This window comes from Leisingera sp. ANG-S5 (genome assembly GCF_000813925.1).
Classification (GTDB): Bacteria; Pseudomonadota; Alphaproteobacteria; order Rhodobacterales; family Rhodobacteraceae; genus Leisingera.
In genome coordinates this window covers 1-12319 of sequence record NZ_JWLH01000024.1, presented here as the reverse complement: position 1 = coordinate 12319, position 12319 = coordinate 1, and the positions used below count along the sequence as shown (strand labels likewise).

11 protein-coding genes are annotated in these 12319 nt (G+C 60.1%); 3 read left to right on the top strand and 8 right to left on the bottom strand.

The genetic code is table 11. The features are described 5' to 3' along the window. Nucleotides 1-1461 (top strand): aldehyde dehydrogenase (NADP(+)) (locus RA25_RS20605; protein WP_039174778.1); only part of this gene is annotated, 1461 nt, incomplete at its 5' end. 148 nt (nucleotides 1462-1609) lie between these two features. Further along, nucleotides 1610-3040, top strand: coding sequence for a hypothetical protein (locus RA25_RS22850; protein ID WP_152612258.1), 1431 nt, complete (start codon nucleotides 1610-1612; stop codon nucleotides 3038-3040). 348 nt (nucleotides 3041-3388) lie between these two features. On the opposite strand, the gene RA25_RS20595 is transcribed toward RA25_RS22850, so the two are convergent. The 8 genes from RA25_RS20595 to RA25_RS20560 all read right to left on the bottom strand — a co-directional run bounded on the left by RA25_RS20595 (nucleotide 3389) and on the right by RA25_RS20560 (nucleotide 11556). Then, nucleotides 3389-3685 carry a 50S ribosomal protein L23 gene (locus RA25_RS20595; RefSeq protein ID WP_019298498.1) on the bottom strand — a complete coding sequence of 99 codons (297 nt, stop codon included), beginning with the start codon at nucleotides 3683-3685 and terminating at the stop codon, nucleotides 3389-3391. Next, nucleotides 3682-4299, bottom strand: a complete 618-nt coding sequence (gene rplD, locus RA25_RS20590; RefSeq protein WP_019298499.1) for a 50S ribosomal protein L4 — start codon at nucleotides 4297-4299, stop codon at nucleotides 3682-3684. The genes RA25_RS20595 and rplD overlap by 4 nt, the downstream gene beginning before the upstream one ends. After that, nucleotides 4296-5000 (bottom strand): 50S ribosomal protein L3, encoded by a 705-nt coding sequence (gene rplC, locus RA25_RS20585; protein ID WP_019298500.1) that lies wholly within the window; start codon nucleotides 4998-5000, stop codon nucleotides 4296-4298. Before rplC ends, rplD begins: the two co-directional genes overlap by 4 nt. Before the next feature lie 18 nt (nucleotides 5001-5018). Next, nucleotides 5019-5333 (bottom strand): 30S ribosomal protein S10, encoded by a 315-nt coding sequence (gene rpsJ, locus RA25_RS20580; protein ID WP_019298501.1) that lies wholly within the window; start codon nucleotides 5331-5333, stop codon nucleotides 5019-5021. Nucleotides 5334-5995: 662 nt separating this feature from the next. Further along, nucleotides 5996-6739, bottom strand: coding sequence for a hypothetical protein (locus RA25_RS20575; protein WP_039174779.1), 744 nt, complete (start codon nucleotides 6737-6739; stop codon nucleotides 5996-5998). 109 nt (nucleotides 6740-6848) lie between these two features. Beyond that, entirely contained in the window at nucleotides 6849-8792 is a 1944-nt protein-coding gene (locus RA25_RS20570) for a multiheme c-type cytochrome (protein WP_039174776.1), read from the bottom strand. A 57-nt stretch (nucleotides 8793-8849) separates the two neighbouring features. Further along, nucleotides 8850-9827, bottom strand: a complete 978-nt coding sequence (locus RA25_RS20565; protein WP_039174775.1) for an HAD family hydrolase — start codon at nucleotides 9825-9827, stop codon at nucleotides 8850-8852. 97 nt (nucleotides 9828-9924) lie between these two features. After that, nucleotides 9925-11556 (bottom strand): arylsulfatase, encoded by a 1632-nt coding sequence (locus RA25_RS20560; RefSeq protein WP_039174774.1) that lies wholly within the window; start codon nucleotides 11554-11556, stop codon nucleotides 9925-9927. A gap of 391 nt (nucleotides 11557-11947) precedes the next feature. Here RA25_RS20560 and RA25_RS23155 point away from each other — a divergent pair. Further along, nucleotides 11948-12319: hypothetical protein (locus RA25_RS23155; RefSeq protein ID WP_206539713.1), on the top strand; the 372-nt coding region annotated here is incomplete at its 3' end.

Here is a 12319-nt window from a genome sequence, read left to right as displayed (position 1 = left end):
CGCTTCCCCTCCGCCCCCGCCACCGGCCCCAGCCACGAGTTCTCCGTTGGCCGCGTCAGCGACGTGAATGCCGCGGTAGAGGCGGCAGAGGGCGCCTTTGCCAGCTACGGCAGCACCAGCCGGGCAGAGCGCGCTGCCTTCCTCCACGCCATCGCGGATGAGATTGAGGCCCGCGCGGAAGACATCACCGCCATCGGCACCCAGGAAACCGGCCTGCCGGAGGCCCGCCTGCAGGGCGAACGCGGCCGTACCACGGGCCAGCTGCGCACTTTCGCCGAGCATATCCTGAAAGGTGACTACCTCGACCGCCGCTATGACGCCGCCCTGCCGGACCGTGCGCCCCTGCCCCGGCCCGATATGCGCATGATGCAGCGCCCGCTGGGGCCGGTCGCGGTCTTCGGCGCCTCCAACTTCCCGCTCGCCTTCTCCACCGCCGGCGGTGACACCGCCGCAGCGCTGGCCGCCGGCTGCCCGGTGGTGGTCAAGGGCCACAGCGCCCACCCCGGCACCGGCGAGATCGTCGCCGAAGCCGTGCTCGCCGCGATCACCAAATGCAACCTCCACCCCGGCGTCTTCAGCCTGATCCAGGGCGGCAACCGCGCGGTCGGCGCGGCGCTGGTGCAGCACCCGCTGATCAAGGCCGTGGGTTTCACCGGCTCGCTGGCGGGCGGCCGCGCCCTGTTCGACCTCTGCGCCGCACGGCCCGAGCCGATCCCCTTCTTCGGCGAGCTGGGGTCCGTGAACCCGATGTTCATCCTCGCCGCCGCCCTCGCCAGCCGCGGCGCGGAGATCGCCACCGGCTGGGCCGCCTCGCTGACCATGGGCGCGGGCCAGTTCTGCACCAACCCCGGCATCGCCGTGCTGCGCTCAGGCGCCGAAGCCGACCGTTTCATCGACACCGCCACCGCCGCCCTGTCAGCGGTCGCCCCCCAGACCATGCTGACCGAGGGCATCGCCAGCGCCTACCAGGACGGCCAGCGCCGCGTCGCCGCCACCGCGGGCGTGCGCGAGCTGCTGACCACCAGCTGCGACACCCGCACCGCCGCGCCCTATCTCTATGTGACTGAGGCCCGCACCTGGCTCGATAACGAGATCCTGGCCGAGGAGGTCTTTGGCCCGCTGGGTCTGGTGATCACCGCTGAGAGCGACGCTGAGATGCTGGAGATCGCCCGCGCATTGCAGGGCCAGCTGACCTGCACCCTGCACCTGGATGATGCCGACACCACCCAGGGCCAGACCCTGCTGCCGGTGCTGGAGCGCAAGGCGGGCCGGGTGCTGGCCAACGGCTTCCCCACCGGGGTTGAGGTCAGCGACACCATGGTCCACGGCGGCCCCTACCCGGCCTCCACCAACTTCGGCGCGACCTCGGTGGGCACATTGTCCATCCGCCGCTTCCTGCGCCCGGTGTGTTATCAGAACATCCCCGAAGCAATGCTGCCGGAGGATCTGCGGGAGGGGTGAGCGGCCTGGCTTGAGGCGGAAGCTGTCTTGATGAATGCAGAAGGCCCCGGAGCGATCCGGGGCCCTTGGGCATTTCGGTGTTTGGAAACCAAAACAACCAATGGTAAACACCAACTTGCACTTCTCGCCCACGCATTCAGGAGACTAAATGAGCATCTTCGCCACAGAATTTCCGGCCACCCCTGGCCTCCCAAAAGCAAAGTTTGTCGCTGCAGTCATTGCGTGGCTGCGTGGCATTCAAAGAAGCAAAGTTTTGAATGAGGCTGACGCTCAAGAGCTTTATGAAGACGAAGTTCGCCTAGAAACCGCGGAGGGCGAAGTACTATCTATAAAGTCATACGAAGCGCAAAAAACACATATCTTCGGTGTCCGCTTCGAACTTCCAGACGAGCAAAAACGAGTTTGGAGAACTGAGTGCACTTACTCCGATTTTGGAAGCAAGGCTTTTTTGCGTACCAAAGTTCAATGTGTTGCACGGTCGGCAAACGCAGTCCTAGAAACACCCAAAAACCCTTACTTTGTAAAGCAATCTATTCGAGATGGCTGGGGTGCCATCGACGGCCTGTTTGAAATTGGTGGATCGCCTCATGAACTCGACAACAATGATGTGGAACTTGCGGCTGCAGTAATCTTGGGAACGGCTAGCACATTTCTCCCATGCGTATATGTTTCCCGAAAGAACGATAACCGCCTTCCGGTTGACACGGCTAAGCTTGCGGACTCGCTTCTTGGCGCGTGCCATGTGGTCGTTGAGCCATCTCGAATCTTCTCGTTTGAGCTAATGGAGCGAACTGGCAGCCGAAACCCTTTCGGGGGCGCGATTGGTGTCATTGCGCCAGGTGGACAGGAACTTAGACGAATTGTTTCGTCTGGCTCAGGCTACCATAAAGCTAAAGAATGCTCTGAAGCCGCAAATCGATTCATGTCGGAGCTTGCCGCAAAATCTGGTTGGGAATGGCATGAATTACAAGAGGCCCAAGCTAAGTTTCTTAGACTGAAAGCACTTGAAGGCAGCTCTAAGGTCTTGGAGGAGTATGAACAACTTGTCCAAGAGGAAATTGCTGCGAAAGATGAACAAATTGAGAAGCTAAAAGAGCGCTTGGAAACAGAGATCGCAAACAAGTCCGCGCCTGTTCAAGGATACTTGGAACTTATCCCGCCAGGACTGGCGCAGAGAATTGGTCCAGAGCTTTACAATGGCGAGTTTTCCGACAGGCTTAGGCTTTTTATCGGCGAGTCTTTGAAAACTTCGCAAACAGCTATTGATCCACGAACTTTCGAATTCGCAAAAAAGTTCCTCACGGCTACCTCATTCAGCGGAAAAGCCGATCAGCTAGCCTCACAGATCAAAGTGGCTTCAAAAGATGGCAAACAAATGCCCAAACGTCTCGGTCAAATCTTGACTGGCATTGGATACGCCAGGTCGCAAGAGGGAAAGCACCTGAAGTTCACTCCACCAAAAGAATTGTTCGGCCTCCCTACTGAAACTTTGCCCTCCACGCCAAGCGATTCACAAAGAGGAGGGAAAAATCGCGGCAATGAAGTTTCCAACAGCTTCAACCTGAAGAAGTTACAGTAACACCAAACGCAAACTCTGTTAAACAAATACCATCTCATGCCGGAGGCTGACGCTGGCGCGGGGGCCTACGGCCTTGTTTCCGCGCCGGGGTCCAGCCGACCATTTTCCGCCATTGGCACTTGGCTCGCCGGTTATTTGGATCCGCCCAAACCACCCGTTGCGCCACCACCGTACGCCGCACTTCCCGGATCTTAACCGCCAGCGGCTATACAGGACCGGAGACCTTTGGAAAGGACCCCGCCATGCCCGCATTCGCAGCAGCCGCCCTCTCCCCCATCAAGGATGGCCCCAATGAAAAAGGCCCCCGCTTGGCAGCGAGGGCCTTCCAATTTGTCAGAGAGGCAAATCTCAGAGTCCGGTGGACACGTCGATGGTGTTGCCTTCTTCCAGGGTCACATAGGCTTTTTTCACGTCTTTACGCTTGCCCAGCTGGCCGCGGAAACGCTTGACCTTACCCTTGGTGACGGTGGTGTTGACCGCTTTCACCTTGACGCCAAAGAGAGCCTCGACGGCTTCCTTGATCATCGGCTTGTTGGAGTCGATTGCCACCTCAAAGACCACTGCGCCGTTTTCGGACGCCATGGTGGATTTCTCGGTGATGATCGGCTTGCGGATCACGTCGTAGTGTTCTGCCTTCACGCTCATTTCAGACGAGCCTCCAGTGCTTCGACACCCGCCTTGGTGATCACCAGGGTGTCACGCTTCAGGATGTCATAGACGTTGGCACCGATGGTCGGCAGGATGTCCAGACCTTCGATGTTGCGCGACGCTTGCAGGAAGCCTTCGTTGACCGCTGCGCCGTCGATGATCAGCGCGCGCTTCCAGCCCAGGTTCTTCACCTGCTTGGCCAGAGCTGCGGTCTTGCCTTCGGAAGCAGCGTCCTCGATGATGACCAGCTCGCCCGCTTTGGCTTTGGCGGACAGCGCGTGGCGCAGGCCCAGCTTGCGGAACTTCTTGGTCAGCTCGTGGCCGTGCGAACGCGGGGTCGGACCCTTGTAGATACCACCCTTGCGGAAGATCGGCGCGTTGCGGTCACCGTGGCGTGCGCCGCCGGTGCCCTTCTGGCGGTAGATCTTCTTGGTCGAGTAGGAGGTCTCGGAGCGGGTCTTCACCTTGTGGGTGCCGGCCTGCGCGTTGTTGCGCTGCCAGCGGACCACGCGGTGCAGGATGTCCGCACGCGGCTCCAGGCCGAACAGGTCTTCGGACAGTTCGATGTCGCCCGCTTTGCCGCCGTCCAGTTTGATCACGTCAAGTTTCATGCTTCACCACCTTCCGCGGCAACTTCCGCAGTTTTCAGAGCGGCCGGGAAAGGCAGACCCTCGGGGGCTTTCTTCTTCACGGCGTCCTTGACGGTAACCCAGCCGGATTTCGGGCCCGGTACGGCGCCCTTGATGAAGACCAGGCCGCGCTCGGCGTCGGTTTTCACCACTTCCAGGTTCTGGGTGGTCACGCGGGCTGCGCCCATGTGGCCGGCCATTTTCTTGCCTTTGAAAACCTTGCCCGGGTCCTGACACTGACCGGTCGAACCGTGCGAACGGTGCGAGATCGACACACCGTGCGAGGCGCGCAGGCCGCCGAAGTTGTGCCGCTTCATGGCACCGGCGAAACCTTTACCGATCGAGGTGCCGGTGACGTCCACTTTCTGGCCAGCCAGGAAGTGTTCGGCCGAGATCTCGGCGCCGACTTCGATCAGGCCGTCCGCGGGAACGCGGAATTCGACCAGCTTGCGCTTGGGTTCAACCTTGGCAGCTGCAAACACGCCGCGCATGGCTTGCGAGGTGCGTTTTGCCTTGGCGGAGCCAGCACCCAGCTGAACGGCGGTGTAGCCGTCTTTTTCCTCGGTGCGCTGAGCAACGACCTGCAGGCCGTCCAGGGACAGAACGGTCACAGGGATCTGCTTGCCGTCTTCCATGAACAGGCGGGTCATGCCCACTTTCTTAGCGATAATTCCGGAACGCATAATCTATACCCTCCGAACTTACGACTGCAGCTTGATTTCGACGTCAACGCCGGCAGCCAGGTCGAGCTTCATCAGCGCGTCCACGGTCTGCGGGGTCGGGTCGACAATATCGAGAAGGCGCTTGTGGGTGCGGATCTCGAACTGGTCGCGGGATTTCTTGTCCACGTGGGGGCCACGCAGAACAGTGAATTTCTCGATCTTGTTCGGCATCGGGATCGGGCCGCGCACTTGCGCGCCGGTCCGCTTGGCAGTGTTGACGATCTCTTGCGTGGACGCATCCAGCACGCGATAGTCAAATGCCTTCAGCCGGATACGGATGTTTTGGCTTTGCATCGTACAGCCTTTTATTCAGGCGTTGGGGTTGAGAGGAGGGCCTGCGACCACCGCAACCCCTCATCGAACCCAAAAGGCGGGAATCATCCCGCCCCTATTCGCACGCGGCGAACTCGCGCCCTATACGCCCTATGGCCCCATGAGGCAAGGGGTTTCGCCGCGAAACAGTTGCGTTTGCGGCGCACGGTGCGTTTGGGGTTTGTTAGGGAGGTTAAAGGCAGGTTACGCGGACAGAGCGGAAACTGAGCAATGCACTCATCGGCGGCAACGGCCGGGACAGTGCCGCCTTTTGCTCTTGCAGCTATTGCTGACGCAAAAAAACCTCGCTCCCGCGGCGCGAAACTTTCGGTAGTGCAGCGAACTTCCCATTTGCGGTCATTCTCGTCCGCGGAAATCGGCGGAGCTCAAACCGCCTTTTCGCCGCAGTCAGGTCGGAAAAACGAGACGCCAGACTTAACCGCCCTTCGCTTGCTTGGGATCAGAGGCCGCGGACAGCCCAATGCGGTCAGGGAGTTGAATGATGTGATCCACGAAATCGCCCCCGGTGCAGGTTTGAGTTTTCCGCAGTTAATATCTGGAACAGAGAGGAGTAACCCGAATATGGCCGGCCAGGCCAAAGACGTCAGCATCGGCTGTGGGCTTGTTTCGCTGCTTCAAGCGGATCAGAACCGGTATGTCGCTCCGAAGATCGCGCCGGACTGGCTGAATTCAAAAGGGTTTCCGTTCACTTCATTCTCCATGGAAATGTAGCGATATCCGCCGCGCAGCAGCCATTTTTCATTAAGCGCGTAACCGGCAGTCAACAGAACCTGCCAAGTTTCATTTCCGCTGCTGAAGCCGCCATAGTCGAAAAAGGCGGTCCCTTGCCAGCGGTCCGAAAACGCCGCCCGGATCCGGAACCCGATCACGGGATCGACCCAACTGGCATTGGCGGCGGCGCTTCTCTGGGGTGCGGTGCCAGGCTGCAAGGTCAGGGTCGTGTCCGTGTCGAACCAACGAAAACCAGCCATCAGATCGACTGCGGCTCTGCCGCTGTCATGCACCCGGTATCCGGCATACCCGTTCAGGATCTGGGTCGTCATCGATGTGTTAAGCCCCGAGTACGAAGTCCCGGGTGCGTCGTTGCCGAAGGACATGTCCGTATACATGTAGTCGGTTAGAAAGCTCCATTTCCCGTTACTGGCGGCGAATGCCCCCATAAAGGCAAAATCAAGGTTCTCAATAGCGTCGCCGAAGCTGAGTGTGCCCTCGATCCGCCCGGCAGGAGTGGTGATTGCTGTTTTGGACTCGGGCGCGAAAAGGTAGATCGTCGCCTCGTAGTTCCAGTTTCCGCTCTGAGCTGTCGCAGGTCCGTAAGCGAGGATACCGGCAACCCAGGATGCAATTGCGGCCAAGGTGTTTTTCATAGGCGGTTCCTTTCCGGCAGATGTGTCAAATATTGCCGCAGGCAGAAACTGCAGGTACCGGGGCAGCGGAGCGGCCCGCTCTGAGGCACGGGTTTTCTGAACCAGGCAATCATTCACTGCCTCCTTGCGGCGCAGGTTTTCCTTGCAGCTCTGCCTGAGCGGCCAGAAGTGCGGGATGCTCCGGATTGGCCGACAGGGCCTCTGCCACAACCACGGCGGAAGCATCGCGACCCCGGGTGGCTGCTGTAATCCTGACCAGCATCATCCATGCATCCAGCCGCTGCGGGTCCAGCCGCACCACTTCGCGGAACGCTGATGCGGCCATGCCCATATTGCGCATGGTTAGCGCCACACCGCCAAGCTGGAGATGGGTCTCCGGGAAATCGAGCCGGCTTGCCATGGAATCCTGCCATTCCGCCATGGCGGCTTGGAGCTCTCTGGCGGTTCCGCTCTGGAGGTGGTTCACCGTGCCGCCCAGCATCGCGCGGGCGGCTGCCATGCGCACGTTGCGGGCAGGATCGGTAAAGGCGGCGGCCAGCGGCTTACCCCTTTCCTGAAGCGGCGCAAGCCGCTGCAGAGAGGCTGTGGCAGCGCGGACAAGCGGATCCGGGTCCTGCAGCAGATCTGTCAGCTCGGCGGCAGACTGCCGGTCGTTGGGCAGCTCAAGCAGCCAGAGCGCCGTTGCCCGCACAATCCCCGGCTGGCCGGTGTCTTGCGCGAGCTCAGTTAAATCGCTGGCCGCCGCCGCTGCATTGGCACGCCCCCGCACCAGCACCTCCCCGTAGTGCGAGCCGCGGTTACTACTTTCCGGATACCAAGCGGAAATCTGGGATGCGGCCCAGGCTGCGCCTTGCGCGCCGTGGCAACCGGTGCAGGCATCCGGCGCTCCTGTCACCGCCGAAAGATCCGGCCGGGGAATCCGGAAGGAGTGATCGGCGCGCCAGTCGTTGCCCATATAGACGCGTTCCGGCATGTGGCAGGAGCGGCACTTCGCTCCGGTGCTGCCTTCTGTGTGGAAGTGATGTGCCCGGCTGTCGTAATCAGCTGTTGTGAGTGTTGGGAAATCCGGATTGCCCGCCGAGCTGTGGCATTGGGTGCAAAGGCCGTTACCTTTTGCCTTCAGTCCCAGGCTGTGTGCGTTGTGGCAATTCAGGCAGGTCACGCCCCGCGCATACATCTTGGATTGCAGAAAGGAGCCGTAGACATAGACCTCGTCCTGGATCTGCCCGTCCGCGTGATAAAGCCCCGGACGCAGGAGAGCGAGCGCGTAGGCGTCATGAAAGCGCGTGCCTGGCACCGGGTTGCCGTCCAAGCTGGCTTCGCGTCTGGAATGGCACGTGGCACATTGCTCGACCGCTTGCTGCGGATCGGCAAAGTCCACAGGAAACCCATGGTTTGAGGGCGGTGGATTCTTCGCTGTTTCCCATGTTTCAGCCCAGGCCACGTGGTCTGCCCCCGGCCCGTGGCAGGCCTCGCACCCGACACCCATCTCGGCCTGAGTTGACGCATAGCTCGAACGGCGGGCGTCGTAATTCTTGCGGAAACCAGTGGCGTGACACTCGGCGCAACGCGCGTTCCAGGTCTTGTAGGGGCCGGTCCAATGCAGCCCGTCTGAAGGCGGCAAGTCCTGGGCCGGGTAAAGGTGGAACCATTTCTCTTGTTCGGTGTCCCAGGCCACGTCGAAGCTTTGCAGCCGCCCCGGTTCAGTCTCCAGAAGATATTGCTGCAGCGGGTCAACCCCTGCAACCGAATGCACCCTGTATGTTGCCTGCGATCCGTTCTTCTCAATGACTTCCACATGGTAGCCGCCGTCCTCTCCTCTGCGGAACCGGGCTGTCATGCCGTCATGGCGGAAGACCGCGCCGCCAAAGTCACCCGCTACGGTCTTCTGCGACGGCAGCGTCCAGGCCAGGGCGTGATGCGATCCCGCCCAACCGGCGGCGCTGTCCTTGTGGCAGCCGGTGCAGCGGTCCGATCCCAGGTAGCCGTCCGGGCTCTGGGCCATTGCGGGCAGGCTGAACAGCCAAAGAAAAATCAGAACTGCAATCTGCATTCTCGGAGAGCCTTCCGCTTCCCTGTTTCTTTTAAGCACTCGGATTGCGCAGCGGCATCATTCACCCCCAGGCCAGACCCGCTCCCAATCACCGGCCATGTCGATTACTAGCCAGCCGCGGCTGGCAGCTTCATCAAGCCCGCGAGCAAGCTGCCCGATGTGGCTGTCACGGCCGTAGGCGTATTCGCGTTCGCCGTCAGTGTGGTGCAGCAAAATGCCCAGCCGCGCGTCTTCGCCCGCGGTCGTCCACTCGAGCATCTGGAAGTCACCATCAGAATTTCCAACTGCAATCACCGGGCGGCGCCCGATACGGGCCTCGATGGCGACGGGCTTGCCAGCCTTGTCGTCTATGAAGAAGATACCCGGGTCCTTCATCACCCGCGGTGGTCCGTCCTGGGCGGAATAGCTGCCGTTACCGATGGAGCCGATTACCTGCTCGGGCGGAATGTTATAAGCGTTCTCGGAAAACACCCGGATAAAGTGCAGGCCTCCACCCGAAGCGATATAGGTGTGGAAGCCCTCGTCACGCAGATAACTCAGAAGCTCCAGCATGGGCTGATAGATCATTTCATCGTAAGCCATACCGGTGCTGGAATGCCTGGCCGTGTCCAGCCAGTTGCGCACGGCGGCTTGAAACTCGTCCACCGTCAGGCCGGAGTGGGTGGCGGAGACAATTTGCAGCAGCCCCTCGGTGCCCGAGGCGGCCACAGTTTCCATGTCCCCCTTGGCTGCAGCGCGCAGCACGTCAGACGATAGCACGGCAGGATCGGCGGCAGCCATTTCCTTCAGCCGGTCGATGGCAAAAAGCAGCTGGAAATAAACCGGCTGCTCTGCCCAGAGCGTGCCGTCATTGTCAAAGACCGCGATGCGCGCGGCCGGGGTGACGTAGTCAGGTGAACCCGGGTCCGTCACGCGTTCGACAAAAGCGATGATCCCGGCCTTGGTGGCCGTGTCAGTCCAAGACGGCAAGGGATCGGCGAATGATGGCGATGCAAGTAAAACAGTTAATGGTATTGAAGTCAGCAGAGCACGCATCGGGAAAACCTCCGCAAGTGCAGGGTAAAAGGCGCCAGGACAACCGGTAAAAAAACTTGCCCCGGCGGAATTTCCCCCGGGGCGAAGCGGGATGAGCCTACTGCGAGCCGCCCGGCTGCGACAGCTTCTCCATCACCTTGTCGAGGCTGAAGGAAGCCGCCTCCTGCCGCGGCGGGTATTCCTCGAAGGTTGCCAGGAACTGCGCGACATAGGCCTGGGCCGGCACCAGCATAAAGGCATGGTCGAGCAGCCAGTCGTAGTAGGTGTTCGACGTCCGGTAGCCGCGCTCGTAGGGATCACGCCGCAGGTTGAAGATCAGCGGCACACGCAGCGGTGTAAGCGGCTCCATCCAGGCCCGCAAGGTTCCCCAGGCCTTTTGCTCCAGGAAGGTGATCTTCCAATTGTTGAGCCGGATCGCCGCAAGGTCGCCGTCGTCGGTAAAATAGAAGATTTCCTTGCGCGGGCTCTCGTCCGTCTCACCCTTCAGCATTGGCAAAAGGTTGTAGCCGTCGAGATGGACGCGGTACTCGCGGCTTGCCATCTCTGGAACTGTGACGCCTTCCAGCAAGTCTTCCTTAATGGTTTCGTTGCCTGCAGCCGCCAGAAATGTCGGCAGCCAGTCCATGTGATGCACGATCTCATTCGAGATCGTTCCCGGCGCGATGTTGCCGGGCCAGCGGACCATGGCGGGCACCCGCCAGGCGCCTTCCCACTGGGTGTTCTTCTCGCCCCAGAACGGGGTCATCCCGGCATCCGGCCAGGTGTTCATGTGGACGCCATTGTCAGTGGAATAGAACACGATGGTATTTTCGGCGATGCCAAGCTCGTCTAGCTTGTCGAGGAACTTGCCGATATCCATGTCGTGTTCGATCATGCCGGCAGTGTATTCGTCAGCCCGTTCTCCATTGTACCGCTCATCGGCGAGTGCGCGGTTCTCTTCACTGACATGGGTACGGAAATGCATCCGCGTTCCGCTCCACCACAGGAACCACGGAGTCCCGGCGGCAGTCTGCTCCTCCATCCAGGCGATCGCTGCATCCGATGTCTCGTCGTCCACGACTTCCATCCGCTTCTGCGTCAGCGCGCCGGTATCCTCGATATTCTGGGTGATTTCACCTTCACTGTAGGTTGCGGTCACGTTCAGAACACCGCGCGGACCGAAGCGTTCGAGAAACGTTGTGCCGTCCGCCAGGACCATGTCCCGCGGGAAATCTTCATTCTCCGGCTCTTCCTCGGCATTCAGATGGTAGAGATTGCCGAAGAACACGTCGAAACCGTGGTTCGTCGGGAGGTGTTCATCCCGGTCTCCCAGGTGGTTTTTGCCGAATTGCCCGGTGGCATAGCCTTCGGCCTTGAGAAGGCCTGCAATGGTCGGATCTTCGACCTGCATGCCTTCTTCGGCGCCGGGCAGACCGACCTTGGACAGGCCAGTGCGGAAGACCGACTGGCCCATGATAAAGGATGACCGGCCAGCCGTGCAGGATTGCTCACCGTAATAGTCGGTGAAAATCATACCCTCTTTGGCAACCCGGTCGATATTCGGGGTTTGATAACCCATCAGCCCCATCGTATAGGCGGAGATGTTGGACTGGCCGATGTCGTCGCCCCAAATAACAAGAATGTTCGGCTTGCCGCTTGCGCTACTTTCCTGGGCAAGCGCCGGCGCACTTCCAATGCTTAATATCAGGAACCCGGCCGCGACGGCCCTGTTCAAATGCGAAACTGGCATAATCGGTAACTCCCTCACTCGTTAACATTGAAACTTGAGGTGGCCGCAGACAGGCAGCAAGCGAGAGACATAGCCCGCCTTTGTCCGCCCCGTAAAACTTTCCGAGTGGGGTCATTTATCCATAAGTTGAATGGACGGCGCAACACTTTCGTTTTTTTGGGGCATTCTCGCGTTTGTCACCCCTTGCGTCTGGGCCGCTGCGGACCGGCGCCCCGTTAGAAACTGCCACCGACTTGCCATAACCTGAAAGCAGTCTGCATAGAGCAGTCCATGGCACATAAGCCGTGGGCCAATGCGCATTGCAGGCTAGGCGACTTGTAAATTAGCTGTTTGAGTAGTGCTGCGAGTTGCATGAAGGTCCGGTGTACTCGCTGCGCTGCGGCGCTGACACTTGAGCGCTTACGGCATTTTTTGTGCTGCGAGCGCGCGCAGCAAGATTGCGACATTTCCGCTCAGGGCTCCTTGTGCACGTTCGCTGCATTCAGAACAAACGCCTGCTTTCGTGAAATGGGCCAAACCTGCATGCTGTCATTCCGTTAGTCTGATCAATAATGCGAAGAGATCGCGCCTGACCTGGGCCTGCGGCTTTGTTCCGGGTGCTTCAGGTTTTCCGGCAGCAAAAAAGGGCCTCCCTCGGGAGGCCCTTTCTATCATCTCACCGGTGCGGGCTCTCAGCGATTTTCCTATGGAAAACCGCCTGCCGCCACCGTTTCCAAAATCACTCGATGATTTTGGAAACAACGCCAGCGCCGACGGTGCGGCC

Coding starts and splice junctions, on each gene's coding strand:
- RA25_RS20595 (WP_019298498.1), bottom strand. CDS start 3,685: ATGAGCGTGAAGGCAGAACACTACGACGTGATCCGCAAGCCGATCATC.
- RA25_RS20575 (WP_039174779.1), bottom strand. CDS start 6,739: ATGAAAAACACCTTGGCCGCAATTGCATCCTGGGTTGCCGGTATCCTC.
- RA25_RS20570 (WP_039174776.1), bottom strand. CDS start 8,792: ATGCAGATTGCAGTTCTGATTTTTCTTTGGCTGTTCAGCCTGCCCGCA.
- RA25_RS20565 (WP_039174775.1), bottom strand. CDS start 9,827: ATGCGTGCTCTGCTGACTTCAATACCATTAACTGTTTTACTTGCATCG.
- rplD (WP_019298499.1), bottom strand. CDS start 4,299: ATGAAACTTGACGTGATCAAACTGGACGGCGGCAAAGCGGGCGACATC.
- RA25_RS20560 (WP_039174774.1), bottom strand. CDS start 11,556: ATGCCAGTTTCGCATTTGAACAGGGCCGTCGCGGCCGGGTTCCTGATA.
- rplC (WP_019298500.1), bottom strand. CDS start 5,000: ATGCGTTCCGGAATTATCGCTAAGAAAGTGGGCATGACCCGCCTGTTC.
- RA25_RS22850 (WP_152612258.1), top strand. CDS start 1,610: ATGAGCATCTTCGCCACAGAATTTCCGGCCACCCCTGGCCTCCCAAAA.
- rpsJ (WP_019298501.1), bottom strand. CDS start 5,333: ATGCAAAGCCAAAACATCCGTATCCGGCTGAAGGCATTTGACTATCGC.